This window comes from Dactylosporangium sp. NPDC005572, assembly GCF_040605515.1.
Taxonomy (GTDB): Bacteria; Actinomycetota; Actinomycetes; order Mycobacteriales; family Micromonosporaceae; genus Dactylosporangium.
This window is the reverse complement of record NZ_JBEXCY010000108.1, coordinates 1-24,280: the sequence shown is the minus strand read 5'-3', so window position 1 is coordinate 24,280 and position 24,280 is coordinate 1. Positions and strand designations below refer to the sequence as shown.

36 protein-coding genes are annotated in these 24,280 nt (G+C 71.5%); 23 read left to right on the top strand and 13 right to left on the bottom strand.

Annotation, left to right across the window (positions count from 1 at the left end):
- Positions 1-17: 17 nt before the first annotated feature.
- From ABZS66_RS37415 to ABZS66_RS37325, 19 genes are all read left to right on the top strand, one after another.
- Positions 18-950 carry a tyrosine-type recombinase/integrase gene (locus ABZS66_RS37415; protein ID WP_354766236.1) on the top strand — a complete coding sequence of 311 codons (933 nt, stop codon included), beginning with the start codon at positions 18-20 and terminating at the stop codon, positions 948-950.
- Entirely contained in the window at positions 947-1,348 is a 402-nt protein-coding gene (locus ABZS66_RS37410; protein ID WP_354766234.1) for a hypothetical protein, read from the top strand. Before ABZS66_RS37415 ends, ABZS66_RS37410 begins: the two co-directional genes overlap by 4 nt.
- 215 nt (positions 1,349-1,563) lie before the next feature.
- The gene (locus tag ABZS66_RS37405) at positions 1,564-1,776 is read left to right on the top strand and encodes a hypothetical protein (RefSeq protein WP_354766232.1); all 213 of its coding nucleotides are present in this window, start codon (positions 1,564-1,566) and stop codon (positions 1,774-1,776) included.
- Positions 1,773-1,946 (top strand): hypothetical protein, encoded by a 174-nt coding sequence (locus ABZS66_RS37400; RefSeq protein WP_354766230.1) that lies wholly within the window; start codon positions 1,773-1,775, stop codon positions 1,944-1,946. The genes ABZS66_RS37405 and ABZS66_RS37400 overlap by 4 nt, the downstream gene beginning before the upstream one ends.
- 142 nt (positions 1,947-2,088) lie before the next feature.
- The gene (locus ABZS66_RS37395; RefSeq protein WP_354766228.1) at positions 2,089-3,543 is read left to right on the top strand and encodes an AAA family ATPase; all 1,455 of its coding nucleotides are present in this window, start codon (positions 2,089-2,091) and stop codon (positions 3,541-3,543) included.
- Between the two features lie 143 nt (positions 3,544-3,686).
- Positions 3,687-4,100 carry a hypothetical protein gene (locus ABZS66_RS37390; protein ID WP_354766226.1) on the top strand — a complete coding sequence of 138 codons (414 nt, stop codon included), beginning with the start codon at positions 3,687-3,689 and terminating at the stop codon, positions 4,098-4,100.
- A complete protein-coding gene (locus ABZS66_RS37385; protein ID WP_354766224.1) occupies positions 4,058-4,774 on the top strand; it encodes a hypothetical protein in 717 nt (238 codons plus the stop codon). The genes ABZS66_RS37390 and ABZS66_RS37385 overlap by 43 nt, the downstream gene beginning before the upstream one ends.
- Positions 4,771-5,247, top strand: a complete 477-nt coding sequence (locus ABZS66_RS37380) for a hypothetical protein (RefSeq protein WP_354766222.1) — start codon at positions 4,771-4,773, stop codon at positions 5,245-5,247. Before ABZS66_RS37385 ends, ABZS66_RS37380 begins: the two co-directional genes overlap by 4 nt.
- A gap of 160 nt (positions 5,248-5,407) precedes the next feature.
- Entirely contained in the window at positions 5,408-6,091 is a 684-nt protein-coding gene (locus tag ABZS66_RS37375; protein WP_354766220.1) for an ERF family protein, read from the top strand.
- Entirely contained in the window at positions 6,088-6,300 is a 213-nt protein-coding gene (locus ABZS66_RS37370) for a hypothetical protein (RefSeq protein WP_354766218.1), read from the top strand. Before ABZS66_RS37375 ends, ABZS66_RS37370 begins: the two co-directional genes overlap by 4 nt.
- A complete protein-coding gene (locus tag ABZS66_RS37365; RefSeq protein ID WP_354766216.1) occupies positions 6,300-6,638 on the top strand; it encodes a hypothetical protein in 339 nt (112 codons plus the stop codon). The genes ABZS66_RS37370 and ABZS66_RS37365 overlap by 1 nt, the downstream gene beginning before the upstream one ends.
- Entirely contained in the window at positions 6,635-6,865 is a 231-nt protein-coding gene (locus ABZS66_RS37360; RefSeq protein WP_354766214.1) for a hypothetical protein, read from the top strand. Before ABZS66_RS37365 ends, ABZS66_RS37360 begins: the two co-directional genes overlap by 4 nt.
- A 122-nt stretch (positions 6,866-6,987) precedes the next feature.
- Positions 6,988-7,365, top strand: coding sequence for a hypothetical protein (locus tag ABZS66_RS37355; RefSeq protein WP_354766212.1), 378 nt, complete (start codon positions 6,988-6,990; stop codon positions 7,363-7,365).
- The gene (locus ABZS66_RS37350; protein ID WP_354766210.1) at positions 7,362-8,126 is read left to right on the top strand and encodes an HK97 family phage prohead protease; all 765 of its coding nucleotides are present in this window, start codon (positions 7,362-7,364) and stop codon (positions 8,124-8,126) included. The genes ABZS66_RS37355 and ABZS66_RS37350 overlap by 4 nt, the downstream gene beginning before the upstream one ends.
- Complete coding sequence (locus ABZS66_RS37345) at positions 8,123-8,335, top strand: hypothetical protein (protein ID WP_354766208.1); 213 nt, start codon at positions 8,123-8,125, stop codon at positions 8,333-8,335. Before ABZS66_RS37350 ends, ABZS66_RS37345 begins: the two co-directional genes overlap by 4 nt.
- Positions 8,336-10,453 (top strand): hypothetical protein, encoded by a 2,118-nt coding sequence (locus ABZS66_RS37340; protein WP_354766206.1) that lies wholly within the window; start codon positions 8,336-8,338, stop codon positions 10,451-10,453.
- Position 10,454: 1 nt separating this feature from the next.
- The gene (locus ABZS66_RS37335) at positions 10,455-10,817 is read left to right on the top strand and encodes a hypothetical protein (protein ID WP_354766204.1); all 363 of its coding nucleotides are present in this window, start codon (positions 10,455-10,457) and stop codon (positions 10,815-10,817) included.
- 146 nt (positions 10,818-10,963) lie between these two features.
- Entirely contained in the window at positions 10,964-11,188 is a 225-nt protein-coding gene (locus tag ABZS66_RS37330; RefSeq protein WP_354766202.1) for a hypothetical protein, read from the top strand.
- Positions 11,189-11,666: 478 nt separating this feature from the next.
- Positions 11,667-12,185: a hypothetical protein gene (locus tag ABZS66_RS37325; RefSeq protein ID WP_354766200.1), complete on the top strand. Its 519-nt coding sequence runs from the start codon at positions 11,667-11,669 to the stop codon at positions 12,183-12,185.
- A 69-nt stretch (positions 12,186-12,254) separates the two neighbouring features.
- Here ABZS66_RS37325 and ABZS66_RS37320 read toward each other — a convergent pair whose 3' ends face one another.
- The 13 genes from ABZS66_RS37320 to ABZS66_RS37260 form a co-directional block, all read right to left on the bottom strand.
- Positions 12,255-12,518 (bottom strand): hypothetical protein, encoded by a 264-nt coding sequence (locus ABZS66_RS37320; RefSeq protein ID WP_354766198.1) that lies wholly within the window; start codon positions 12,516-12,518, stop codon positions 12,255-12,257.
- A complete protein-coding gene (locus tag ABZS66_RS37315) occupies positions 12,515-12,967 on the bottom strand; it encodes a hypothetical protein (protein WP_354766196.1) in 453 nt (150 codons plus the stop codon). Before ABZS66_RS37315 ends, ABZS66_RS37320 begins: the two co-directional genes overlap by 4 nt.
- Positions 12,964-13,194, bottom strand: a complete 231-nt coding sequence (locus tag ABZS66_RS37310) for a hypothetical protein (RefSeq protein ID WP_354766194.1) — start codon at positions 13,192-13,194, stop codon at positions 12,964-12,966. The genes ABZS66_RS37315 and ABZS66_RS37310 overlap by 4 nt, the downstream gene beginning before the upstream one ends.
- On the bottom strand, positions 13,185-13,349 hold the full coding sequence (locus ABZS66_RS37305) for a hypothetical protein (protein WP_354766192.1): 165 nt from the start codon (positions 13,347-13,349) through the stop codon (positions 13,185-13,187). The genes ABZS66_RS37310 and ABZS66_RS37305 overlap by 10 nt, the downstream gene beginning before the upstream one ends.
- A 113-nt stretch (positions 13,350-13,462) precedes the next feature.
- Positions 13,463-13,816, bottom strand: coding sequence for a hypothetical protein (locus ABZS66_RS37300; protein ID WP_354766190.1), 354 nt, complete (start codon positions 13,814-13,816; stop codon positions 13,463-13,465).
- The gene (locus tag ABZS66_RS37295; protein ID WP_354766188.1) at positions 13,813-14,091 is read right to left on the bottom strand and encodes a hypothetical protein; all 279 of its coding nucleotides are present in this window, start codon (positions 14,089-14,091) and stop codon (positions 13,813-13,815) included. The genes ABZS66_RS37300 and ABZS66_RS37295 overlap by 4 nt, the downstream gene beginning before the upstream one ends.
- A complete protein-coding gene (locus ABZS66_RS37290; protein WP_354766186.1) occupies positions 14,088-14,606 on the bottom strand; it encodes a hypothetical protein in 519 nt (172 codons plus the stop codon). Before ABZS66_RS37290 ends, ABZS66_RS37295 begins: the two co-directional genes overlap by 4 nt.
- Complete coding sequence (locus ABZS66_RS37285) at positions 14,603-15,133, bottom strand: helix-turn-helix domain-containing protein (RefSeq protein WP_354766184.1); 531 nt, start codon at positions 15,131-15,133, stop codon at positions 14,603-14,605. Before ABZS66_RS37285 ends, ABZS66_RS37290 begins: the two co-directional genes overlap by 4 nt.
- Positions 15,130-15,663 (bottom strand): hypothetical protein, encoded by a 534-nt coding sequence (locus tag ABZS66_RS37280; protein ID WP_354766182.1) that lies wholly within the window; start codon positions 15,661-15,663, stop codon positions 15,130-15,132. The genes ABZS66_RS37285 and ABZS66_RS37280 overlap by 4 nt, the downstream gene beginning before the upstream one ends.
- Positions 15,664-15,888: 225 nt before the next feature.
- Entirely contained in the window at positions 15,889-16,587 is a 699-nt protein-coding gene (locus ABZS66_RS37275) for a pentapeptide repeat-containing protein (RefSeq protein WP_354766180.1), read from the bottom strand.
- A gap of 18 nt (positions 16,588-16,605) precedes the next feature.
- Complete coding sequence (locus tag ABZS66_RS37270; protein WP_354766178.1) at positions 16,606-17,355, bottom strand: protein phosphatase 2C domain-containing protein; 750 nt, start codon at positions 17,353-17,355, stop codon at positions 16,606-16,608.
- 57 nt (positions 17,356-17,412) lie between these two features.
- Positions 17,413-17,712: a hypothetical protein gene (locus tag ABZS66_RS37265; protein WP_354766176.1), complete on the bottom strand. Its 300-nt coding sequence runs from the start codon at positions 17,710-17,712 to the stop codon at positions 17,413-17,415.
- Between the two features lie 10 nt (positions 17,713-17,722).
- Positions 17,723-18,346: an NADPH-dependent F420 reductase gene (locus ABZS66_RS37260; RefSeq protein ID WP_354766174.1), complete on the bottom strand. Its 624-nt coding sequence runs from the start codon at positions 18,344-18,346 to the stop codon at positions 17,723-17,725.
- Between the two features lie 89 nt (positions 18,347-18,435).
- On the opposite strand from ABZS66_RS37260, the gene ABZS66_RS37255 reads away from it, so the two are divergent.
- From ABZS66_RS37255 to ABZS66_RS37240, 4 genes are all read left to right on the top strand, one after another.
- The gene (locus ABZS66_RS37255; protein WP_354766172.1) at positions 18,436-20,541 is read left to right on the top strand and encodes a hypothetical protein; all 2,106 of its coding nucleotides are present in this window, start codon (positions 18,436-18,438) and stop codon (positions 20,539-20,541) included.
- A 226-nt stretch (positions 20,542-20,767) separates the two neighbouring features.
- Positions 20,768-22,033: a glutamate-cysteine ligase family protein gene (locus ABZS66_RS37250; RefSeq protein ID WP_354766170.1), complete on the top strand. Its 1,266-nt coding sequence runs from the start codon at positions 20,768-20,770 to the stop codon at positions 22,031-22,033.
- Between the two features lie 29 nt (positions 22,034-22,062).
- Positions 22,063-23,001 carry a ribose-phosphate pyrophosphokinase gene (locus ABZS66_RS37245; protein ID WP_354766168.1) on the top strand — a complete coding sequence of 313 codons (939 nt, stop codon included), beginning with the start codon at positions 22,063-22,065 and terminating at the stop codon, positions 22,999-23,001.
- 11 nt (positions 23,002-23,012) lie between these two features.
- The coding region (locus tag ABZS66_RS37240; protein ID WP_354766166.1) for a BTAD domain-containing putative transcriptional regulator at positions 23,013-24,280 on the top strand (1,268 nt) is incomplete at its 3' end.

The window sequence follows — 24,280 nt, the reverse complement described above, 5'->3', positions numbered from 1 at the left end:
TCCGATAACGTACGCGCATGCCCGCCGAGCCGCAAGCCCAACACCCCGACTTCGCCGTGCTCGGCGACTCGTGGGACCTAAGCCTCCGTGCCGACGGTTACGCCGCCAATTCCGTGCGGTCCTACCGCAACGGGGTGGCCAATCTCGCCGGTTGGCTTGCCGAGCATCACCCGGACGTGGGCCCGCTCGAGGTCACCCGCGAGCACATCCGCGGGTGGCTCATCCACGTCAGGGAAGCGACGTCGTCGGGCTCGGCGCGCAGCTGGTTCGCCGGCGTGCGGCATTTCCACCGGTGGCTCGTCACCGAGGACGAGCGCGCGGATGATCCCACGGCGACCGTGAAGACGCCGGCGCCGAATGACCCGCAGACGCCGGTTCTGACCGGCGAGCAGATCCGGCTTCTACTCGGAACGTGCACCGGCTCCGGTTTCGTGCCGCGCCGGGACGCCGCGATCATTTGGCTGTTCGTAGACGGTGGGGTCCGGCTCGCCGAGCATGCCGCGCTCGACCTCGAAGATGTCGACCTGCGCGACAGGATCGTCTACGTCGCAGGCAAGGGTTCGAACCGTTCCGGGCCCCGGCATCGGGCGGTGCCTATCGGCGTGAAGGCCGCCCAGGCGCTCGATAGGTACATCCGCGAACGGCGGAAGCATCCGTTCGCGGGCCAGCCGCACCTGTGGCTCGGCGACCGCGGGCGGGCCCGGCTGTCGGCGGACGGCGTCGACGCGGTCGTGAAGCGGCGGGCCGCTCAGGTCGGCTTGACGGTTCATCCGCACATGTTCCGGCACACCTGGGCGTCGGCGTTCCGGGCGGCCGGCGGGAGCGAGGGTGACCTGATGCTTCTTGGTGGCTGGCGATCACGCACGATGCTCGACCGCTACGGCAAGGCGGCGGCAGCCGACCGAGCCCGAGAGTCCTATCGCAAGCTGAGCTACGGAGACCGGCTATGACCGTGCGGTGGCTGCCACCAGAAGAGATCCCCGAACTAATGGCCGTCCTCCTGGCCGTTCAGCGGGGCACGGAACGGAGCAAGCTAAGGCTGCTCACCATCGCCTGCCCGCGGGACCACGGCAAGCTAGGCGAAGTGTTCGCGACTCCCGCGGGCCCGGTTCTGTACGGTGCGGCGATGCCGAGTGTGGCCACCGACCGCGAGACGGCCGGCCTGGACCACTTCCACACCAAGGAGCGGCGGGAACTGCTCGCGGCGAAGCTCACCGAGTCGAGCGGCGAGGCGGTCCTTCAGTGCGGCAACGGGCACGGGTTCGTCGTGCCGGTTGGTTGGATCTCCGATCACCTAGCCGGCGGTGCGTCCAATCGCCGTGTCGTTTGGCGTGACAACGCAGACTGATGCGCTATGCTCGGTCACATCTGATTAGCGCCTGACCCGCGTAGGGTCACGTCGTTTGGGCACCGGCCATACCCGAAGAGGGTGGCTCTGCCGTGCCCAAGAGAACCAAGCTTCCGCCCAACGAAGCCGCGCTGCTCGCTCGAGCCGCGGCCTACACGCGTTGGGCCGGCACCGAGGACCGTACGGCCGCGACTGCGCCCGCTCGAGCCGCGGCGATGGAACGCTTCGAGCGTCAGGTGGACCCCGACGGGTCTCTCGACCCAGTCGAGCGCGCACGCCGTGCGGACTTCGCTCGCAAGGCGCACTTCACCAAACTCGCCCTGCGCTCGGCTCAGTCGCGACGGAAGGCCGCCGCGGCGACCAAGGCTGCCGAAGCCGCCGAACGGGAGCTGGAAGAACTCGCCGCCTCGCACCAGGAGGCAGCGTGAACTACCGAGACGACCCACGCTGGCTCGCCGCGCAAGAGAACTACGTCGCGGACAAGGCAAGCGATGAGAGCGGCGACCAGGCGCTCGTGCGGCGCATCAACGCGGCGATGGAGATGTTCGCCATCGAGTCCGCAGTCGGCCTCCCGCTCGACGCGGAGGCGGCGGCGTGATCGCGGAAGAGCGGCACTGTGGGCACTACAACGGCACGACGCGACGGCACTGCCACAGTCCCGAGGTCCGCAGATACATCATCGGGTGGCGCTGCGATGAGCACGAGCCGGCGAGGGTTGCGCCCTTCGGCGGTCGATGCGCATGACCCTGGTCGAACGAGACGGCCCGGTCACCACCCGAGCCGACTCGACCTCCGTCATCCATCCTCAGAATAGTGCACGGCACGCAGAGCGCGTTGTTCTCGGCGCCGTCCTGCAGGATGAGGCCGCCCGCGTCGCAGTCTCTGCGGTCGTCGCGGACGCGGAGGACTTCGAGCTGCCGGTCCACCGTGCCATCTACGCCGCGGTCAGCGCTCAGCAGGCGATCGGCGCTCCGGTGGATCCGTTCATCATCGCCGAGCGGCTGTCGTTGTCTGGCGACCTGGGACGGATGCCGGGTGGGGCCGCGTACCTGCACACGTTGATGGCCGAGTGCCCGGTGGTGCAGACGGCGCCGTACTACGCCCGCCGTGTCCGTGCCGCGGCGGAAGGCCGACAGTTCGTCATGGCGGGACACCGGCTGATCCAGGCTGGTGAGGCCGACGACCTTGATGTGCGGGCCGCAATTGTCGCCGATGTGCGGGAGGGGCTGTCGGGCGGGACGCCTCGAGCGGCTGCTGTGCGCCTCCGTGACGCCCTGGTCGACTCTGCCGGCCTCGATGGCATCCCGGAGCCGGAGCCGCTCGTCGAGGGCATCGTTTACCGCGACTCGCTGGTGTGGGTGATCGGCCCGCCCGGCAGTGCCAAGTCGTTCGTCTCGCTCGACATGGCGGGGTGTATCAGCACCGGCGAGTCGTGGCAGGGGCACCGGACTCGGCAGGGCGATGTGCTCTACCTCGTCGCCGAGGGCGTCTCGGGTATCCGTGCCCGCGTCCGGGCGTGGGAAGCCGCGATGTCACGAACCATGGGCGTGAGGTTCCTTCCCGTTGCCGTGCAGGCCGCGAGCGACGCCGAGTGGAACGCCCTGGTGGACCTCGCCGTGGAGCTGCGGCCGGCGGAGATCGTGATCGACACCCAGGCCCGGGTCACTGTCGGCATGGATGAGAACGCCGCCAGAGACATGGGTCTGTTCGTGCACCGCGTCGACCGGCTCCGGGCGCAGACAGAGGCCTGCGTCAAGATCGTTCACCATCAGGGCCGCAACGGCGATCACATGCGTGGATCCACGGCACTTGAGGGTGCGGCCACGACGATCATCAAGGTGGCCAAGGCCGACAACAACGTCACGGTGAGCTGCCAGAAACAGAAAGATGCCGAGCCGTTCGAGGACATCAATCTGCGCCTGGTTCCGTACGAATCGTCCGCAATTCTGGCTCTCACCGCCGAAGCTGGCCGTCCACAGTGGAATTCGCCGAACGTCATGCGGTCGCTCTCAGAGTGGTGGCAGGCCCATGAGAGCGACTGGGTCAGCATCTCCACGCTCGTGAAGAGCAACGTGTTCGCGGAAGCGACCTTCCACCGCTACAAGAAAGCCCTGATCAGGGACGGTGTCATCTCAACCGATGGCGCGAAGCGGTTCATCCGCTACCGGCTCGAACGGAACCCGGTGGCGTCATGACTCTCACACGCTCTCACACGCTCTCACGAGAGCAAGACATAGATGGCTCTCACGCTCTCACGCTCTCACACACCTTTAGGTGTGAGAGCGAGAGAGCCATGCCCCGATCGAAAGGCCCGTCATCCAACCGAAGGAGCCTCTTCATGACCACCATGTCCACCGCCACCGTTGAGACGCTGACCGCCGAGGTGCGCGTCCTCATGGTCGGCTCGCGCCAAATCACTGCTGGCGTCTATGCCCAACTCGACGTCGTCGCTCCCGACCTCATCGAGCCGCTCGGCCGGGTCTCACCCCGTGACGCACGGGCCGGCTGGGTTCACATCGTTGGCCGCCATACGGGTGACGGCACCCTCGTCGCCGCCGCGACCCCTGCTGTCGAGGAGGCGATCAGGTTCAAGCTCCTCGGCGAAATCAAGCTCGCCCTTCCCGGGCAATACCAGTACCTGGAGCGTGAACAGCGAATGCGTGAATGGGGCCCAGCCGAAACCAAGCGCCTGGCCGATCTTGCCGACCAGTGGAGTGCCCTGCCCCTGATCATCCTGGCGGGCCTCCGATGACGACCTACTCAGCCCAGTACGACCCGACGCCCGGCTTCTGCGCCTGCGGCGAGCAACTTCCCTCTGTTCGCGCGGTCCTCGACGAAAAGCCGGTCTGCGAGAGCTGTCTCGAGGCCAGCGACTGGGAAGGCCTGTACGGCTTCCTCGACGCCCTCGACACCATCGACACGTATCTCGCCCGCAGCAACGACGACAACCGGCAATGGCTGCTTCACGACGCGGAGCGGCTCCTCCGCCAGATCGGCCGGCGGCGGGTGCCGCTCGGCCACGAGGAAGGCATGCCGGACGAGGTGTTCGCGGAGGCCGTCATCGAGCGGGTTGTCGCCGCGGGTCAGCCCGTGCAGTACGGAATGTCGGTCATCGGCAGCCTGGCGCCGGAGATGACCGTTGCCGATTGCCGCGAACTCGCCCGCAAGCTCCACGAGCGCAATCTGGCCCGCGCGGCGAAGGCACACGCCGACGCCGAGCAGGCCGCCGTGTACGTGCGGTTGTACGAGCGGGTGCCGGATGCCGAGAGCTTCGGCGAGGTGGTCGACCGGCTCAACCTGGACATCGACCGGTTCTTCGGTGCGATCCAGGTCGCCGCGGCGCAGGCTGGCGTGTCCATCGCCGACCTGCCGGCGTCGACCATCGACGAGTTGCTCGCGTCCTGCAAATGGGACGGTGCGAAGTGACCCGGCGTCGTATGTGGCGAGGCAGGCCGATCCCGCAGAACATCTGTGAGCTGGTCAACGAGGGGAAGCTCACGCTCGAGGAAGGCCGCGCTGCCGCTGACAGCGCTCGTCGGCGGGAAGCCGCGGCACGGGCCGAAGCGGTCCGGGTCGAGGAGCGCGAACGCCGGATTGCGGAGTGGCGGGAACGGCAAGCCGAAGAGGAGCGGATGGCAATGCCGTGGGCCCGGTTCGTGCTGGCGCACTGCCCCGCGCTCGGCGACGCCGTGCTGCAGGGCACGAGGACGCTACGGGGCGCTGTCCAGTCCGTCAAGGACAGCAGCGGTTGTGAGGTCGGGTGCGGGCACCAGCCGCTGACCAAGGAGGAGGAGGGGTTGCTCCGCGGCGCATGCCTGGCGCAAGGGCTTTCGGACGAGCAGGCCGACGTGCTGATCGCGTGGAATCCGCAACTGCGCGGAGCGGCGGTCGCATCATGACCACCGCGCTGGATGGTGACAAGCTCGGCACAACCCAGGCGTCGAAAGGTGTGACAACGTCGCCACACCTTTCGACGGTCCGGCCCTGCTGTGGCGAGAAGCGATGCGGTGCGAACCAGCCGGAAACCGCCGGACAGCCACTGATCCCGGCGTGCCAGCTGTGCCCGAAGTCGCCGACCTACTGGCGGGCAGCGGCATGACCAACCTCGACACCGCCACACCGAGCCGACTCCTTGCGGCTCTGGACGAGCTACAGACCCACATGCCGGAGATCGTCAAGCCGCTGACCGCCACGGTGAAGACCAGCAACGGCCGCGACTACTCGTACAACTACGTCGACCTGGCGATGATCTACCGCGTGGTGAAGCCGTTGCTCCACGCGCACGGCCTGATGTGGACGGACCTGCCGACCCTGCGCGACGACGGCAAGTTCGTGCTGCGCTTCGCCTGCACACACCTGGAGTCCGGCGAGCACCTAGGCGGGGACTACCCGCTCAACCCGTCCGGCACACCGCAGCAGCGGGGCAGCGAAATCACCTACGCGCGAAGGTATGCACTCTGCTCGATGCTCGGCATCGCGCCCGAGGACGACGACGGCTCCGAGGCCAGCGAGCGAACCGCGGTCAAGAAGCCGCGCGCCGCGAGCGAGGGCGCGCTGAAGAGGATGTTCGCCGCGTTCAACGCCGGCGGCATCAGGGACAAGGACGGCCAGCTCAACTTCATCGAGGAAGTCACCGGCACCCGCCCGGCCTCGCGCAGTGAGATGACCTCCACTCAGGTGACCGCGGTCGTCAAGGCCCTCGACGCCGCGGCTTCCCAACCGAAGACGGAGGACCCGTCGTGAAGGCGGACCTTGCCTTCGAGCCGGTGACCGACCGGTGCCGCAGGTGCTCGAAGTCCATGCTGCTCGACGTCGGGGGCGACGCCTTCGGCAACGTCACCGGCACCATGTTTTGCCCATCCTGCGGCGTCATCCCGCAGCCGTCCGGCTGGGACGCCGCGCTCATCCGCGCCTGCGTCGCCGTCGTCGTCAACCACTCTGGGAGCGCCTGATGTTCGACCTCACACCTGGCATGGCCGACGACAGGATCGAGCTCTTTGCGGTCGGCATCGACCTCACCGACGAGCCGTACGGCCTTGCCACGGAACGAATCATCCAGCTGATCAATGAGTCGATCGCCCGGCTTGACCCGGCCGACCGCAAAGAGCGGACGGTGCTCACGGCCGCGATCTCGGACGACGATCAGCAGCTGGAGTTCACCACCGAGGAGGAGGGCCTACGAGTCCGGTGGGCGGGCAAGCCATTGTGCTTCATCAGCTGGAGCCTCTTCACGGACGAGTCCCTCCTCTTCGACGAACCGGTCATCATCGACCCGGAGGAGGAGGCGTGATCAGCCTCGCGTCCCGGTACGAGCACCCGAAGCGTGTCGCGAACCTGCAGGGCTGCGAACGGGAGCTCCGGCGGCTGAACCTGGCACAGCGCGCCGCCGTCACCAACGGCGACGTGGTCGCGGTGCTGTACCTCAAGCGCCGGATCAGCCGCGTCTGCGAGATCGCCACCACCCACCGGCAGCACGCCGGCGGAGACAGGTTCGCACAGTGGGTCGATCGCGTCTAGCATGCGTCGATTCGTGCGTCGATTCATGGGATAATCGCAGGTGAGGGTGGCGGTCGGTCGAGTGCTCGGCGGTTCTCGACCGACCCGCCCGATTCCAACCGCCGAGCAAGAAGGAGTCGCCGGTGAGCGACGACAACACCCTCGACCTGGTCGAAGAAGACGGCGGCTACGTCTCGCCGCTGGTCCGCGACCGGACCGGCCGGTGGACCGATCCCGTCACGCGGCCCGGTCAATGGTCCTCCGCCGGCGGTTTGCGCCGGATCATGCGGCCCGGTGCCGAGTCGCCCGACGACGACACCGAATTCCGCAGCGCCACCGAGTACGCCAACTCGCAGCGCGGCCCCAACCCGTTCCCGGAGCGGTGGGGCCCACCACCGCGGAACGAGGCTCAGCGGGCCCTGTGGATCCGCGACAACTGCCAGCTCGAGCAGCGCGACGCCCCAGCCCGTCGGGCGATCCACCGGCTGCGTGAACTGCACCTTCGACGGGAGAGCCCATGATGTCGGACCTGGAACGCCGATACAGCCGCGGCGCCGTCGAGCTCGTCGAGGCTACCCGGCGCAAGATCGGCGGCTACGCCGCCAAGTTCCGCCGCAGGAGCAAGGATCTCGGCGGGTTCGTCGAGGAGATCGAACCCGCGTTCTTCAACCGCTCCAAGGGCAACGGCTGGCCGGACGTCCTCGCCCGGTACAACCACGACGACAACTACCTGCTCGGCACGACCGGCGGCGGCACGCTGCTGCTGGACATCGACGACACCGGCCTGCGGTACGAAGTCGACCCACCCGCCAGCCGCGCCGACGTGTACGAGCTCGTCCAGCGCGGCGACGTGCGGGCCTCGTCGTTCGCGTTCCGGCTGCCGACCGGCGGCGACGAGTGGGGCCTCACCGAGGACCAGGGCTATCCGCTGCGGCGGCTCCTCACCGGCCAGCTCGTCGACGTAGCCCCGGTCAACACCCCGGCGTACCCGGACGCGACCGCGGGGTTGCGGTCCCTGGCCCGGTGGGTCGACGCCGACATCAGGGAGGTTCGCGCCGCGGCCCGCACCAACGAGCTGCGCCGGTTCCTCACCAACACCGGCTCGACGGCGCCGATGCCGCAGCCAGCCCGCACCGGCGTTACGACGGTGCGCGGTCCGGTGCGGGAGTTGGAAGCGCTCCTCGCCCGCCGCACCGACCCGTGGGAGCACCCACGGCCCGGCCCGCGGACGCTCTCCGGGCACACCGCCGCCGTCCTGCTGGAAGCGAGGAGCACACCATGAGCGACGCCGACGACCTGGCCGAGGTCGACCACCGGCTTCCCGATGACCTGCTCGCCGCGCTGCACGAGCGGTACGGCGACGTCCCGCTGGGTGCGTATGCGTCGCTGGCCGCCGCCCGCGGCGTGCCGATGCTCGACGTCCTGCGCGCCGCCGTCGACGACCTCGGCGGCCTGGCCCTCATCGTCGCCGCCCCGAAGCCGGGGGTCTAGATGGCCCGCCAACTCAAGCTTGAGATCGAAGGCGACGCCCGCGACGCCCGCAAGGCGCTCGACGATCTCGCCGACGAAGCGGAGAAGACCGCCAGGTCGACCGCGGTCCTCGGGTCGGAGTTCCGCAAGGCCGCGAAGGACAGCGGCTGGCTCGAGAAGAACCTCAAGGACACCTCGAACGAAGCGGTCAAGGCCGGCAACTCCATCTACGTCCTCGGGAAGCGCTCCGACAAGGCGGCGGTAGAGCTGCGGGCGGCCGCGCAGGCCGCAGCGAAGCTCGACGGGCAGCTGTCGTCGACCCGCGCCGAGCTCGACAAGCTCAACAAGTCCTACGCCGAGTCCGGCGACCCGGAGATCCTGAAGAGCATCGAGAAGCAGTACGCCGAGCTCGACAAGATCTCCCGGGTCAAGAAGCGGATCCAGCGGGACGACGAGGTCGCTCTCAAGAAGGCCGAAGAGGCGGCGAGGAAGCTCAAGGCTCAAGACCTGCTCGACCGGCGCAACTCTCGCGGCGTCCTCCGCAACACCCTCGGCGATCTTTTCGGGCTCGGCGCCAAAGGCATCTCAGGCATCGCCGGCGGCGCAGCCGACGCCACATCGAAGATCCCGGGCGGCAAACTCGCGCTCGGCGTCGTCGGCGCCGGCGCTGTACCTGCCGCGGGCGCGCTCGGCGGTGCTGCCCTGCTCGCCGGCGGCGGCCTGGCCGGTATCGGCGCGGGCGTCGCGGGTGCGATCGCAGCCAATCCGGAGCCGTTCCGCAAGTCCTGGGCCGCGGCGATCGCCGACATCTCGAAGCAGTGGCAGCGCTCCTCTGCCGAGTTCGAGAAGCCCACGCTCGAGGCTATCCAGATCCTGCGCAACGCGGTCATGGACATCGACCTCGCCGGACCGTTCAAAGAGGCGTCGAAGTACGTCATCCCGCTCGCCGCCGGTATCGGAGGCCTGGTCAAGGGCATCGGCGACGGAGTCGGGATCCTCATCAAGGGGTCCGGCCCGGTGCTCGGAGTCCTGGCGAAGGATCTGCCGAAGATCGGCTTGGCGTTCAAGCAACTGTCGAAAGACGTTGCCGGCTCGGCGGACGGCGCCGGCGAAGCACTTCACGACATCCTCGACTTCACCGGCGCTTTCGTCGTCGGGGTCGGCAAGGGCATCGCGTTCCTGTCGGACTTCTACAAGCGCGGCAACGCGATCTTCGACGGGATCATCGACGCCAACCGCAAGCTGACCGGCATCAAGCTCTTCGGCGGCGCCGACGACGACGTCATGACCTACGCCCGGTCACTCGACGGGGCAAAGGGCTCGACGGTCGACATGGCGGAGGCGCAGAAGGAGTTGGCCGAAGCGGCCCGCAAGGCATCCGACCAACTCGGACGCCAGATCAGCGACCTCCTCCAGCTCGGCGCGGCCAACGACAACGCCGTGGTCCAGCTGCGGGAGTTGCGGGAAGCGTTCGCGGAGAACGGCTACGTCCTGACCGGAAACACCACAGCTGCGATCGAAAACCGGAACGCGCTGCGCGACGTCATCCAGGCGTACGAGGACCAGCGAGACGCGGCCATCGACGCCGCCGGCGGTACGCGAGAGGCCATGAAGACGGCTAACGCCGAGCTTCTGCGCCAGCTCGAGGAGCTCCGCGCCATTCTCGTCGCGCACGGCGCGAACACCGCGGAAGTCGACAAGTACATCGCCAAGGTGAAGGCGGCCGACGGCTTGTTGTCCACGGTCACGATCAAAACGCGGTTCATCAGCGTCGGCGACGTCTCCCGTGAGGGTGTCGTCTCCGGGGGCGACCCACGCCGCAACACTGGTGGCGCGTACGCGAACGGCGGCACCATCGGCTTCAGCGGCCCGAAGCTCGTCGGCGAGCGCGGTCCCGAGATCATTTGGGGCAACCGGGGCGAGTTCGTCTCCACCGCCCAGCAGACCAAGCAGCTACAGACGCTCATGTCGAGCGCAGGCGGCGGCGGTGGCGCGGCACCGGCGATCAACATCATCGCCGCCGCACCCGGCGGTGGCAGCCTCGAGCAGGCCATCATCTCCCTGTTCGTGGGTGGCGTCCGCGACGGCAGGATCCAGCTGAAGGTCGGCGGCGACGGCCGGCGGATCACGGTGGCGTGAGGTGAGACTCCTCGTCGCAGCCGTCGACCCGGACCCGGCCGGCTGGTTCTGGGCCGTCGCCGGAGAGTTGGTGTACCTCGGCTTCGTCTGCGACCGGGACCGCGAGAAGGACGTCGGCGGCTGCGGCTGCCGGCGTTCCTTCACCGGCCTCGCCTCCGGCCGCGCCACCACGACCGCAGTCGTCGCCGACCTCGAGGTCGACCCCGACCAACTCCGCCAACTACTCCGCGACCAGTTCCCCGGCTGGACCGACGAGGAGATCGACGACGAGACCGCCGACCTCATCCGCCTCGGATCGTCGTGGCCCATCGGCACACTCGTCCACCGCGACCTGGACGACGTCGACGCGCTCGAGGCCACATGACCCGACGCAACACCCGACGCTGCGAAGTGTGCGGCCTGCCCTCATCCGGCGCCGCACACCGCGCCTGCCGGCCCAGGAAGCCCGCACCACCCAAGGCGCACCGCCCGACCTACACGTGGGCCGAACGGAAGCGCAGGGAGCGGTTCGTGGCCGACTACCGCGCCCTCGTCGGCGACTACTGCCCTGGGTGGGGCGTGCCCACCCACGCTGTCGAGCCGGGGAACTACTTGACCGCCGACCACGTCCACGCGGTCGGCGCAGGAGGCGACGAGCATGGCGATCTGGCGGTACTCTGCAATCGCTGCAACGCGCGCAAGAAGGACCGCCTGCTCAGGCCAGCCTCGTCACCCTCGACCTCGCGTCGTTGGTGACCTAGCGTGCGTGACACAGCGTGAAGGCCGAGCGATCTTGCATTTGTGCAGGTCAGAGCGTTACAGCGCGTAGGTCATGATCTTTTTTTTGAGGCGGGCAGGCCACGACCCAGGACCCCGTCGAGCCTCTCTCCCCCCGCAGCCCGTCACGCTCGGTAGCGCCCTGGATGTCCGTTTTGCGCCCGAATCGCGACTCAGAAGGTTCCGAGATTCGTTGATCTTGCACGAAACTCCTACCAAATTCGGATGGATTTCATGCACGCGCCTGCGCGCCTAGTTCTGGGGTCGCTTCGATCTTGACCAGAAAAAACGGGGGGTCGCCATTTCCCTGGAACCCGTACACCCCGCGAGGCCCGTGGGTCTGGGGTCGTCGCTTGGTCGCCTCGAAAAAGACGGGACAGGCTCCTGCTCGCTGCCGGATCGGATCGCCCGTTCGGCGGAGGGTGATCTCTTGCCCACCTTCAGTACCCTGCGCGGCGTGTCCTACCTCGCCCCGGTGGCTCGCCCGCAGCAGCGACGGCGCTGGCCACTGATCGTCACCGTCGCTGCGGTTGCCCTGGTCGTCCTCGTCGGCGCTGGCGCGCTGATCTGGGCTGTGACCAGCGGAAACTCTCCGACTCCTACTGCTGCGGCAGCGTCGCCAACGGTGGCAAGCACGCCCGCGGCCAGCGCCACCTCGAGCGCCGCGAGCCAGAGCCCGGCTGCGGCCAGCACGGCGCCGGCGGCTGGTGGCGTTCGCGGCGCGTGCGTCGAGCTCGACAGGTTGGTCAAGGCCGGCAAGTTCGACGACTTCGCGGCACTCCAGCAGATCGGCGACACCATGGCGGAGACCAACGACAGCAGGTTCGATCTGAAGGGGATGCTGCTGCGGGACACCGCCGCGGACGCCGTTGCGGCGAAGGGCACCAGCTCGGAGGCGAAGCTCGCTGACTCGACGAAGCGGTCCGCCGAGAGCGTGCACAAGGCGTGCGTATCGGCCGGCTACGTGTCGGCGTAGAACGCGGCAAGGGCCCGGCGACCGAGAAGCAGGCTCAGTCACCGGGCCGGTCCTAGTCGCTCGGGCCCATCAGTTTCTGACGACCCGCTCGGCGAGCGAGGCCGGGTCGACCGGACGGACGCCTCGTGCTTCGGCTTCGGCGAGCAGGACCCCGGCAAGTGCGGCGATCCGGGCGTCGTCGAGGTCGTCGAGCCGCCCGGCGAGGTCCATGGCGACCCGTGCGGCGTACGCCTTGCGGCGGGCCGCGTTGGCCGCTTCGGTCTGCCGACGTCGTCCTTGCGGCGTCGACGTGTGACGTTGACGTTGCTCCGGCTCGTCGAGCGTCATGGTCATCCGATCCCCAACTCCCGCGCCCGGCTGATTCCGTGCACTCGAAGGCCGGCGGTCAGCAACTGCTCGATGACTTCCTTCACCGGCTGGCCGACGATCTCGGCGATCTCGTCCGGCTTCATCCCGCGCTCGCCTAGGCGCTTGACGATCGGGTTCGTGACGGCCTGCTTGCGGGTCGACCTGCCGCTCGGTCGTGCGCAGTGGAACGTCCCGCCGGCGGCGGTCACCGCCAGCTCGGCACGATCGACCATGCCGGCTTGGTCCTGGTAGGCGACCACCACGGCGTCGACAAGGCCGTCGGTGACGAGCGGGACCGCGTCGAACGGGTCGCCGGAGAGGACTGACACGGCGCGCAGGTGGTTGGCCAGGCAGTAGCCGAGCAACACGTTGGCCTGCTTGACCCACTCGACGGTACCGGGCAGGACGACGACGACAGCGGGTTTGGCCTTCACGATGGCACCCGCCCGTTGCCGGGCCGGACGAGGTTCTTCCGGCGCCCCTTGTAGATCCAGCCCTCGCGTTTCTTCGAGGTTCCGGCCTGGATGCCCTCGAGCAGGCCGTTGGTGTATCCGTCCCACCACTTGTCCTTGAGCTCGGCGTCGACGCCGAGGGCGAAGGTGGCGGCGGCCTGGGCGTAGCCGGCGAGCCAAGCCTCCAGTTCTGGGCCACTCAGGTCCACGGCTGCACCGCCTCCACTCCGAGGCAGCGCAGGAGCCGTTCGGCGGCTTCGGCGGCCCGCCCGATGCTGCCGTCGAGCATCATCGGCACGCCGCGGGCGGCGAGCAGGTCCATGACGGTGCCGACCACGAGCAGCGGGTCGGCCTCGCCAACCACTGCCGATACAGCGGTAGTTGAGGCAACCGAGAGGCTGGCCACCTCAGTACCTCCACGGTGCTGGTCACCGTGGAGACGTCCGGCGAGGTAGGAGTCCATCCATCCGTCGCCGCTCATGACCGACCACCTCCCGCCGATGCGCGAACCGGCGTGGTGCGGGCGTCGCCACTGCGGTCCCGCCGCGGCACAGGGCTGATCCGCCGCCGTGGCCTCCGGTCCGTTTGCGGCGAGGGGGTGAACGGCGAGATGAACTCCCCGCCGGCCTGCTCAAGGATCTGCCCGAGCACGTCCCCGCTGACGGCCAGCAGCTTGGTCGCGGTGCCGTCCACGATGAGAGCGACCGCGGCGGCCAGGTCGTAGGTGACGGCGACGATCTCCAGGTGGTGCTCGGCGGCCACACGGGTCAGGCGGTCCAGCTGCGGGCCGCGCTCGCCGGTGGGCAGGATCAGGCACACGGCGGCGGTCATCGGCCGACCTCCCGCGCGATGAGGCCCAGGCCCTCGGAGATCAAGTCACGCAAGATCGCGGCCTCGAGGAGCGACAGCCCGGTGAGCGTCGACTCGACCCCGGAACGGCGGAACAGCAGGAGCGTCGGGGGCTGCTCGTAGACCTGGTGGACGAAGACGCCGAGCGACAGGCTCGAAGTCAGGTCGATGGTCGCGCCGACCTGGGCGTCGTGGACCGGGATGTCGTCGCCGTGCTGCAGCGCGCACCATCCGGGGTGCTTCGCTGGGGCCGTCACCGGGCACCGCCTTCGCGCCACAGCGACACGCCGATGCGCTTCGCGTGCGCCCGCGCTCGACGGTTCATCTCCGACCGCGCCTTCGCCTTCGACTCGACCGTCACGCACTCGACGTCACCGCCGCCGCCCGGCTGGTCCTGGATCTTCCATCCGGCGCCGCGGACCTGGTGCGCGGAGGCGAGCACGTGCCCGCGAGGCCCGAACCCAGGCCGGGCGGCAACCGCCACCTCCAGGTGCGAGACGCCCTCGTTGACCACCACGAACCGCGGCGGGCTGGCCTTCCACCCGTCGATGTAGGGGTGCTTGTCCGACCGCCAGAACTGCCACACGCACCGGTCGGTGGTCAGGGTGACCCGGGCGTGGATCTCGCCGTGCGGCGTGCGCTCGACGATGGTCTCCCAGCGGCCGGCCGGGGTGAACACCAGGCCGCCCGCGCCCATCTCGTCGACCTTGCGCTCGAGCGCGGTCGGGCACTCGTGCTCGACCTGGTCGGTGTACTCGTCGCGGTAGGTCACAGGAGACCTCCGGCGAGCACCAGGGACCGGCAGGCGCCGCAGTTCGACGCGAGTTGCCCAACGTGCTCCGGGCATCGCTCCGTGCCAACCGTGGGCGGCAGAGCCGCGCCGCGGCGGTTAGAAGACGGTTGAATGATGTTCGGGCGGCAAGACTCTGCCGGGGCTGGGGTGGCGATCTCGCCGGGGCTGGGGTGACCCGATTCTGCCACCGGTGGCGAATCGCCGGGGTGGCAGTCTGCCGGGGGTGTGGATATCGCCTCCGTTCGATCCATGACCAACTGGTAGGTGTTCGAGCGCCGCCCGCCGGCGGTGCCGTCGAGGATGCGAAGCTGTCCGGCACCGACGAGGCGGCGGATGATCCGCTGGATGGTGCGCTCGTCGAGGCGGGCCTTCGCGGCGAGGGTCGGGATTGACGGGAATCCGACACCGTCATCGTCGGCGTGGTCGGCGATGGCGAGGAGCACGATGAGGGCGGTTCCGCCGGCCTGGGCGTGCCGCCAGACCCACGAGGAGGCGAGGACGCTCACACGTCACCGCCCGGGGTGAACTGCTCCAGGACGGCATCGCGCTCGCGGTCGGTGAGGTGCACGGTGGTCAAGCTGAGCAGCGCACCGGCGTTGCCGGAAGTGATGCACCCAAGGGTTCGCAGGGAGCGGGCGACCTCGTCGACGACCACGTTCCGGTCGGTGATGAACGCGTCGCGCATCGACGCCGTGGCGGTGGCCAGGGGCGCCAGCTGTTCGCTCATCAGCGTCAAGGTGCCGGAGTGGCCGCAGCCCTCGGCGGCGTAGCTGAGCAGGACGGAGTCGGGCTCGTCGGTGACCGGCTGGAAGACGTCGCGGGTCAGCTCGAACGTGAGCTCCACCTCGGAGACGCGCATGACGGGGATGATGTGCGCCCGGCTGAAGTGCGCGCCGCGGCGGTGCAGGGGGATGTCGGTCTCGGCCTGGCCGCGCTCGAGAAGCCGGTCGGGGGCGGCGCACCGGTCGGCGGCGCACCAGGTGGGGTGGACGAGCGCGGGATCCGCGCCCGGAGGCAGGTCTGAGAGACTGGTCATTAGCCGACTCCCTAGGTCGGTTAGGGCCGGGAGCACGGGTGTTGGCGCACCCGCCCGGCCTGTCTACGTTCCGTAACCTCCGGTCTGAGCATGTCCTGATAACTGGTGCTGGTTCGCTCATCGGTTCCCTGCGAAAACGCTGGTTAGCACAGCGCTCAGAGCCTCACAGACAACTGCTATCAGGACTATGCGCAGCGCAACGCGGCCGAGCTGGCCGGGCTGCTCTCAGCATGAGCCGCTGGACGACTTGTGGCCGTTCGGGCACAGCACGTCGACGTAGCTGACGCCGTCGACGCGGGCGCCGGTGAGGACGGCTCCGCGCAGGTCGGAGTCGGTGAGCTCGGCGCCGCGCAGGTCGGCCCCCCGCAGGTCCGCGCCGCGCAGGTCGGAGCGGCGGATCACCGCGTCGCGCAGGTCGGCGCCGCCCAGCTGCGTGCGGTCCAGGCCGGTGTGGGTGAACTCGGCCGAGCGGAACGACGCGCCGCGCAGGTCGGCGCCGGTCAGCCGGACACCGTCGAGGGAGGCGTCGCGGGCCGAGACCTGACTGAGGTCGGCGCCCGACAGGTCGACGTCGGTGAGACCCGCGCCGTGCAGGTCGGCCCGGTGCAGGTTCGCGCCGCGCAGGTCGGCCTCGCTGACCACGCCGTCGAGGGTGGCGCGCTCCAGGTCGGCGCAGCGCAGCTTCCGCTCGCTCAGGTCGGTCGCGTCGATGGCGCGCTGCGGCATCTCCACCGCGCCCGGGGCGGCGCAGCGATGCCCGTGGCTGGTGCCCGGGTCGCCCGTCCAGGTGAGCACCGCGGCGACCACGGCGAGGACCAGCAGGTACAGGGCACCGACCGTGCGCGGCGTGAGCCGCCGGCCGACGCCGGCCAGGCGCGGCGTGAGCCGCCCGGCGAGCTCGGTCGGTCGCTGCATGAGACGCATGCGGCGAGGATGCCCGCCTCAGGCGACGGCAACCACCACGGCGGTCGCGTTGTCCCGGCCGCCGGCCTCCAGCGACGCCGCCACCAGCGCCGCCGCGATCGCGTCCGGCGGGGCGGCGGCGCCGAGCAGCTGCTCCATCCGCCGGTACGGCACCTGTTCGGCGACCCCGTCGGTACACAGGCAGTAGACGTCACCCGGGAACATCGTCACGCTCAGCACGTCCGGCTCGGGCAGGCCCGGATGGCCGATGAAGCGGTGCAGCTGATACCGCGCGGCCTCGGCCTGCGGCGAGTCGGCCGGGAACCAGCCGTGGACGGCGCCGAGCCAGGCCTCGGTGTGGTCGATCGTGAGCAGCTCCAGCAGCCCGCCGCGCAGCCGGTACACCCGGGAGTCGCCGATCTGGGTGACCCAGGCTCCGGTCGCGTCGGCCACCAGCGCGGTGAGCGTGCAGCCGGTGAGCTCCCGCAGCTCCTGCCCGGCGGCCCGGACCCGGCGCTGGGCGTCGGCGACCGCGGCGAACAGCGGCGCCGGCTCGAACGGGCCGCGGTGGTCCTGCACGGCGGTGGTGAAGACGTCGACGGCGGTGCGGCCGGCCGTGCGGCTGCCCTCGCCGGCGCCCATCCCGTCGGCGACGACGGCGCACAGCCCGGGCCGGCGCAGCAGCTGGGTGGCGTGCAGCACGTCGAAGTTGGCCGGATAGCGCCGGCCGACCTCGGTGGCGGTGCCGACCCGCAGCAGCCGCCCCGCACCCTGGACCTCGATCGTCATCAACGTCTAGGCTAGCCGGTCATCGATCGACCGGGTGGCCCACCGTTCATCGGCCGTTCAGCCCAGTGTCTCCCCGCGGAACGCGGAGATCTGCCAGGTGCCGTCGGAGCGGCGCTCCCAGCCGTCGCGCTCCCCGCCGATCTCGGCGAACATCACCACCCGGTCGAACAGCCAGTCGGCGAAGTCGTCCTGCTCGGCCTCGGCCAGCCCGGTGCGCACCACCGCGCCGAACGTGATGAGGCCGGTGCCCTCCAGCGGCGCGGCCCCGAGCACGCCGAGCACCTCGTCGGGGGTCACGTCGTCGCGCTCCTCGACCTCGAGGAACCCGCCGTCGGGCATCTCCACCAGGAACGCCAACTGTCTTCCCTCAGCGTGTCGCTTCCGCCAGCCCGGCGCGGACGCCGTCGGCGTCGCGATCCGTACCGTACACCGGCGTCTCCGGCTCCTGCCGCCAACTCTCGTCCAGTCCACCCGCGTCGACCGGGTCGAACCCGAGGTCGTCGACGAGCGCCATCACGGTCCGCTTCGCGGCCGGCTCGTCGCCGGCGACCGGCAGGGCGATGCGGGTCGCGCCGCCGGCCGGGCGGCCGTCGAGCAGCAGGTGCTCCGCCCGGATGTTGTTGAACGCCTTCACCACGACCGCGCCCGGCAGGTGCCGTGCCGTCCACCGGCTGGAGGTGGTGCCCTCCTCGATGGCGGCGACCCGCCCGTCCCGCTGCGGGTAGTAGTTGTCGGTGTCCACGACGAGCTTGCCCGCCAGGGCGTCGGCCGGCAGCTGCGGTACCGCACGCAGCGGCACCGCGACGACCACCAGGTCGCCGGCGTTGGCGGCCTCCTCGGCGGTGCCCGGCGTCGCGCCCGTCTCCGCAGCCAGCCCGGCCAGGGAGCCCGGCTCCCGCGAGTTGGCAACCGTCACGTCGTGGCCGAGCTCGCGGAACCGGCGGGTGAGCGTGCCGCCGATGTTGCCCGAGCCGATGATCCCGATCCTCATGCGGTCGGCTGTACCCACCCGTCCGCATGCTTACGCACCGGCGTTTCGGCTGGTGCACGCGGATCGACGGGTGCCGGTACAGTCGCCGGATGGACCCCGACGCGGGCCTGCCGCGTCCGCTGACGCAGCTCGTCGGTCGCGAGGCCGAGCTGCGGGCCGCCACGCGCCTGCTGACCGGCCGGATCCTCACCCTCGTCGGCACCGCCGGCAGCGGCAAGACCCGCCTCGCCCTGGCCGTCGCCGGCGCGGCCCCGGGCCCGGTCCGCTTCGCCGACCTGACCACCATGGACCCGGCCGCCGGGGCGCCCGGGTTCCTCCTCGACGCGTTCGGCGTCACCCGCCGGGCCGACCTCGACGACACCGACACGCTGCTCGCCGAGCTGGGTGACGAGCCGCTGCTGCTCGTCCTGGACAACTGCGAGCACGTCGCCGAGCCGGTCGCGGTGCTGGTGGCGCGGCTGCTGACCGGGAAACCCCTGGTCCGGCTGCTGGTGACGAGCCGCCAGGCCCTCCACGTGGCCGGTGAGACGGTCCTGGCCGTGGAGCCGCTCGACGACGGCACCGCGCTGCGGCTGTTCGAGACGCGCACGTTCGAGCGCACCGGCCGCCCGCTGCCGGCCGCCCACCGCCCGGCCGCGGCCGCGATCTGCGCCGCCCTCGACGGGCTGCCCCTCGCCATCGAGCTCGCCGCGGCCCGGGCGGCGCTGCTCAGCGTGCCCGAGGTGCACCGGCTGGTCGCCGACCGCTTCCGCGTGCTCGCCGACGCCAAGGCCACCGGCCCGGAGCACCACCGCACGCTGCGCGCCGCCCTCGACTGGAGCTACCACCTCCTCTCCCCCGACAAGCAGGCCCTGCTGCGCCAGCTCGCGGTGTTCCAGGGCGGCTGGGACGCCGGCGCCGTCGCCGCCCTGCCGGCGCACCGGCCGGGCCTGACGGCCGCGCTCGCCGAGCGGTCGCTGCTGCACGACGGCGGCACCCGCGGCCGGATGCTGCAGACCGTCGCCGCGTACGCGGCCGCCCGCCTGGCCGAGGCCCCCGCCGAGGAGGCCGCCGCCCGCGACGCCCACGCCGCCCACTACCTCGGCCTCGCCGAGCGGGCCGCCGAGGGCATCCGCGGCCCGTCGCAGCGCGACTGGCTGCGGACCCTCACCCTGGAGCAGGACAACCTGCGCGCCGCGATGGCCTGGCTGTCCGGCCGCCCCGGCCCCGGCGACCTCCGCCTCGCCACGGCCCTGGCGCCTTTTCAGCACTTCATCGGCGGGTACCAGCTCGGCCGGCAGTGGCTCGCCGGCGCCCTGGCCCGCCGCCCCGACGCCCCGCCCGCCGTCCGTGCCGCTGCCGCGTCGGCCGCGGCCACCCTCGCGATGCTGTCGTGCGACTACCCGGCCGCCGCGAACCTCGCCCACCAGGCCCTGGCCGGCGCGTCGGGCCTCGCGCGCGGCCCGCTGCTCACGCTCCTCGGCAGCGTCGAGCGCGAACGGGCCCGCTACACGCGCTCCGCGTCGGTGCTGACCGAGGCGATCCAGGTGTACCGCGAAGCCGGCGACGCCTGGGGCGAGGGCCGCGCGACCCAGCTCGCGGGGGCGACGGCCTGGCTGTCCGGCGACCTCGACGGCGCGGCCGTGCTGCTCGCGGCCGCCCTGGCGGCGTTCCGCGACCTGGCCGACGCCGAGTCGGCGGCGTCGTCGCTGACCCACCTGGGCGCCGTCGCCCACTTCCGCGGCGACCAGGCCCGCGCCCGCCGCCACCTGGTCGAGGCCCTGGACCGGTTCACCGAGCTGTCGTTCCCGGAGGGCATCGGCTGGGCCCAGGACCTCCTCGCGCGCGTCGACCTGGCCGAGGACCGGATCCCGGCCGCCCTGGAGCGCCTGCGGGCGGCCGTGTCGATCCACCGTCGCGTCGGTGACCGCTGGCGGACCGCGAGCGTCCTGGAGGCCTTCGCCGAGGCCCGCCGCCGAGGCGGCGACCCGACCCACGCCGCCGCGCTGCTGGGCGCCGCCGACGCGATCCGGGCCGAGATCGGCGCGCCGACCCCGGCGTGCGAGCTGCCGGCCCGCCGGGCCTGCGAGGAGGCCCTCCAGGCGGCGCTGCCCGAGCCGACGTACTCGCGGGCCCTGCGCTTCGGCGCCCGCACCCCGCTGGACGACCTGCTCCCCCTGTCGTCCGCGACGTCCCCGGTCCCGGCGTCGCTGTAGCCCGGCCTGTAGCCCGGCCTGTAGCCCGGCCGGTTCCGTACCGGACCCAGCGGTTTCCCATCCAGAGTTCACCGCGCGTTGTCCCGTAGCGCTGGACAGGAACGGCACCCCGACCGCCTAATGGAGTGCACCTCGCCCGGCACCCGCCGCCGGTCGGGCCCGCCGCCGATCAACCACCGCACCACCAGTCCTGGGCCGCGTGCACCCTGCTTCCGGGAGGCCGCCGATGAACGACCTGAACCTGTACGACGCACCGCTCACCGAGGCCACCGCGGCCGCCTACGTCGCCGCCGCCGGCTTCCGGGTCGGGCCGGTCGGCAGCGTCGGCGTGGAGCTGGAGTACTGCGTGCGCGACCCGCGCCGCCCCCAGCACCGCCCGGCGCCGGCCCGGCTGCTCGACCTGCTCGCCCACCTGGGCAACCCGCTGCCGGGCGGCAGCGCGGTGACGATCGAGCCGGGCGGGCAGCTGGAGCTGTCCTCGGCGGTCGGGGCGGACGCCGCGACCGCGACCGCGGCGGTCACCGCGGACCTCCAGCTGGTCCGCGGGGTGCTCGGCGCGCACGGGCTGGTGCTCGACGGGACCGGGCTGGACATGGCGCGCCGGCCACGGCTGGTGACCGACCACCCGCGGTACGTGGCCCTCGCCGAGTACCACGACCGGACGGGGCCGAAGGGCCGGGCCGTCATGTGCAACTCGGCGTCGATCCAGGTCTGCCTCGACGCCGGCACCGAGGACGGCGACTGGACCGACTTCCGGCGCCGCTGGTGGCTGGCCGACGCGATCGGGCCGGTGGTCATGGCGGCGTTCGCGAACTCGCCGCACGTCACGCGGGCCGGGCGGCGGTGGGTGTCGTACCGGCAGGCGCTGCGCTTCGGCACCGACGCGCGGCGCACCCGGGCGCCGCGGCGCAGCGAGGACCCGCGGCGGGACTGGTCGCGGTACGCGCTCGCGGCCGGGGTCGCGATGATCGCCCACCAGGGTCCGGAGCGCTGGCACGTGCCGGCCGGGCTGACGATGCGGGACTGGCTGCGCGGCCACGGGCCCCGCCCGGTCACCCTGGACGACCTGGAACGGCACCTCGGGACGCTCGTGCCGCCGGTGCGGCCGCGGGGGTACCTCGAGCTGCGCATGATCGACCAGCAGCCCGGCGACGGCTGGACGGTGCCGGTCGCGGTGGTCACGGCGCTGCTCGACGACCCGGAGGGCGCCCAGGCGGCGGCCGACGCGACCGAGCACCTGCGCTCGCCGCTGCGCCGGCACCGCGACTGGATCACCGCCGCCCGCGACGGGATCGCCGACCCGGCCCTGGCGGGTGCCGCGCTGGCCTGCTTCACCGCCGCCGGCGAGGTGCTGGCCCGGCAGGGCGCGCCGCTGACGGTGCGCGACGCGGTCGCCGCGTTCACCGACCGGTACGTCCTGCGGGGCCGCTGCCCGGCCGACGACGTGCGTGCCGAGACGCGCCGCGGGTTGGGTGTGGTATCAACGGGATGACCAATCGCCCTCTGCGAGGAGCCATCCCATTGCGGGACATCGCCGTGTTCAGTGGCAGCGCGCACCCCGGGCTGGCCGAGGAGATCTGCGCACAGCTGCAGGTGCCCCTGCTGCCGGTGCGGATCGACCGGTTCGCCAACGACTGCCTTGAGGTGCAGCTGCAGGCCAACTGCCGGGAGCGGGACGTGTTCCTGATCCAGCCGCTCGTCCCGCCCGTGCAGGAGCACCTGGTGGAGCTGCTGCTCATGCTCGACGCCGCGCGGGGCGCGTCGGCGGCGCGCACGACGGTGGTCATGTCCCACTACGCCTACGCCCGGTCGGACAAGAAGGACGAACCGCGCATCTCGATCGGCGGCCGGCTGGTCGCCGACCTGCTCAGCGCGGCCGGCGCGTCCCGGGTGCTCACCCTCACCCTGCACTCGCCGCAGGTCCACGGCTTCTTCAGCGTGCCGGTGGACCACCTGCACGCGCTGCGTGAGCTGGCCGGGCACTTCCGCCGGTACGACCTGTCCAACAGCGTCGTGGTGTCGCCGGACCTCGGCAACGCCAAGCCGGCCTCCGCGTTCGCGCGGATGCTGGGGGTACCGGTGGCGGCCGGCGCCAAGCAGCGCTTCTCCGACGACCGGGTGGTCATCAGCACCGTCATCGGCGACATCGAGGGCAAGGACGTCATCGTCCTCGACGACGAGATCGCCCGCGGCAGCACCGTCATCGAGCTCATCGGCAAGCTGCGCGAGCGGGGCGTGGCCAGCATCCGGGTCGCCTGCACCCACGGCCTGTTCACCGACGGCGCGCTCGACCGGATCGCGGCCCAGCCCGACGTGCTGGAGATCGTCTGCACCAACAGCGTGCCGATCCCGAAGGAGAAGTTCGTCCCGAACCTCAAGGTGCTGTCGATCGCCCCGGCGATGGCCGAGGCGATGCGGCGCATCCACAACGGCGAGTCGGTCTCCTCGCTGTTCCATTGACATCCCCGCAGATGACCTCCCTGCGCATCGGCGCGCTCGGCCCGCTGCGGGCCGGGCTCGGCGGGGCCGCGCTCGACCTCGGCGGCCCCCGCCAGCGGGCGGTGCTGGCCCGGCTCGTCGCCGCGGGCGGCCACGTCGTGCCGGCCGACCGGTTCGTCGACGACCTGTGGCAGGGCGAGCCGCCGCCGAAGGCCATGGCCGCCCTGCAGGTGTACGTGTCGAACCTGCGCCGGGTCCTGGAACCGGACCGGGCGCCGCGCACACCCGCGCGGGTGGTGGTGTCGGTCGCGCCCGGGTACGCGCTGCGCCTCCCGGCCGCGGCCGTCGACGCCTGGCACTTCGAGGACCTCCTGCGGCGGGCCGCCGCGATGGAACCGGCCGCCGCCGACCCGCTGCTGCAGGAGGCCCTCGCCGCGTGGGCCGGGCCCGCCTACGCCGAGTTCCGCGACGAGCCGTGGGCCGTGCCCGAGGTGGCCCGGCTGGAGGAGCTGCGGCTGGTCTGCGTCGAGACGGCCGGGCAGGTGGCACTGCGGCTGGGGCGGGCGGCGCTGGCGGTACCGGAGCTGGAACGCCACGTGCAGGCGCACCCGTTGCGCGAGCAGGGGGTGGCGCTGCTGGCCGCGGCCCTGTACCGGGCGGGGCGGCAGGCGGACGCGCTCGCCGCGCTGCGGGCCGCGCGGGAGCGGCTCGCCGACGAGCTGGGGGTCGACCCCGGCCCGGCGCTGCGGGCCGTCGAGGCGGACGTCCTGGCGCACGCCGAGCACCTGGCGGCGCCGGCCGTGGTCGCGCCGCCGTCTGTGCCGTTGTCCGTGGGGCCCTCCCCGTCGTTGTCGGTCGGGCGGGATCCGGAGCTCGGCCGGCTCGACCTGGAGGCCGCCGCCGCCGAGCGGCACGGGCTGCGGGTCGTCTGGGTCGGCGGCGAGGCCGGCGCCGGGAAGACCACGCTGCTGCGGATGTTCGGCGCGCGGCTGGCCGGCCGGGGCTGGCAGGTGCTGTGGGGGCGCTGCCCGGAGGTCGACGGGGCGCCGCCCGCCTGGGCCTGGACGGAGCTGCTCGGCCTGGCAGATCTTGGTGTCGCGGAGAGCTTCGAGCTCGCCCGGGCCGCCGTCGAGCGGCTCGGCGACGGCGGGCCGCTGCTCGTCGTGCTCGACGACGTGCACCGGGCCGACGGGGAGACGCTCCAGGTCCTGCGGCACGTCGCCGTCGAGCTGGCCGGGCGGCCGGTGCTCGTCGCCGCCACCCACCGGCCCGGGGAGGGCGGGGCCGCGCTCGCCGGGGC

What these genes read in the sequence shown, in the direction of transcription:
- ABZS66_RS37390 (WP_354766226.1), top strand. Translation starts at nt 3,687, where the DNA reads ATGACCACCATGTCCACCGCCACCGTTGAGACGCTGACCGCCGAGGTG.
- ABZS66_RS37395 (WP_354766228.1), top strand. Translation starts at nt 2,089, where the DNA reads ATGACCCTGGTCGAACGAGACGGCCCGGTCACCACCCGAGCCGACTCG.
- ABZS66_RS37280 (WP_354766182.1), bottom strand. Translation starts at nt 15,663, where the DNA reads ATGACCAGTCTCTCAGACCTGCCTCCGGGCGCGGATCCCGCGCTCGTC.
- ABZS66_RS37410 (WP_354766234.1), top strand. Translation starts at nt 947, where the DNA reads ATGACCGTGCGGTGGCTGCCACCAGAAGAGATCCCCGAACTAATGGCC.
- ABZS66_RS37260 (WP_354766174.1), bottom strand. Translation starts at nt 18,346, where the DNA reads ATGAGGATCGGGATCATCGGCTCGGGCAACATCGGCGGCACGCTCACC.
- ABZS66_RS37275 (WP_354766180.1), bottom strand. Translation starts at nt 16,587, where the DNA reads ATGCGTCTCATGCAGCGACCGACCGAGCTCGCCGGGCGGCTCACGCCG.
- ABZS66_RS37320 (WP_354766198.1), bottom strand. Translation starts at nt 12,518, where the DNA reads ATGACCATGACGCTCGACGAGCCGGAGCAACGTCAACGTCACACGTCG.
- ABZS66_RS37300 (WP_354766190.1), bottom strand. Translation starts at nt 13,816, where the DNA reads ATGACCGCCGCCGTGTGCCTGATCCTGCCCACCGGCGAGCGCGGCCCG.
- ABZS66_RS37405 (WP_354766232.1), top strand. Translation starts at nt 1,564, where the DNA reads ATGGAACGCTTCGAGCGTCAGGTGGACCCCGACGGGTCTCTCGACCCA.
- ABZS66_RS37345 (WP_354766208.1), top strand. Translation starts at nt 8,123, where the DNA reads ATGAGCGACGCCGACGACCTGGCCGAGGTCGACCACCGGCTTCCCGAT.
- ABZS66_RS37250 (WP_354766170.1), top strand. Translation starts at nt 20,768, where the DNA reads ATGAACGACCTGAACCTGTACGACGCACCGCTCACCGAGGCCACCGCG.
- ABZS66_RS37255 (WP_354766172.1), top strand. Translation starts at nt 18,436, where the DNA reads ATGGACCCCGACGCGGGCCTGCCGCGTCCGCTGACGCAGCTCGTCGGT.
- ABZS66_RS37415 (WP_354766236.1), top strand. Translation starts at nt 18, where the DNA reads ATGCCCGCCGAGCCGCAAGCCCAACACCCCGACTTCGCCGTGCTCGGC.
- ABZS66_RS37270 (WP_354766178.1), bottom strand. Translation starts at nt 17,355, where the DNA reads ATGACGATCGAGGTCCAGGGTGCGGGGCGGCTGCTGCGGGTCGGCACC.
- ABZS66_RS37340 (WP_354766206.1), top strand. Translation starts at nt 8,336, where the DNA reads ATGGCCCGCCAACTCAAGCTTGAGATCGAAGGCGACGCCCGCGACGCC.
- ABZS66_RS37350 (WP_354766210.1), top strand. Translation starts at nt 7,362, where the DNA reads ATGATGTCGGACCTGGAACGCCGATACAGCCGCGGCGCCGTCGAGCTC.
- ABZS66_RS37365 (WP_354766216.1), top strand. Translation starts at nt 6,300, where the DNA reads ATGTTCGACCTCACACCTGGCATGGCCGACGACAGGATCGAGCTCTTT.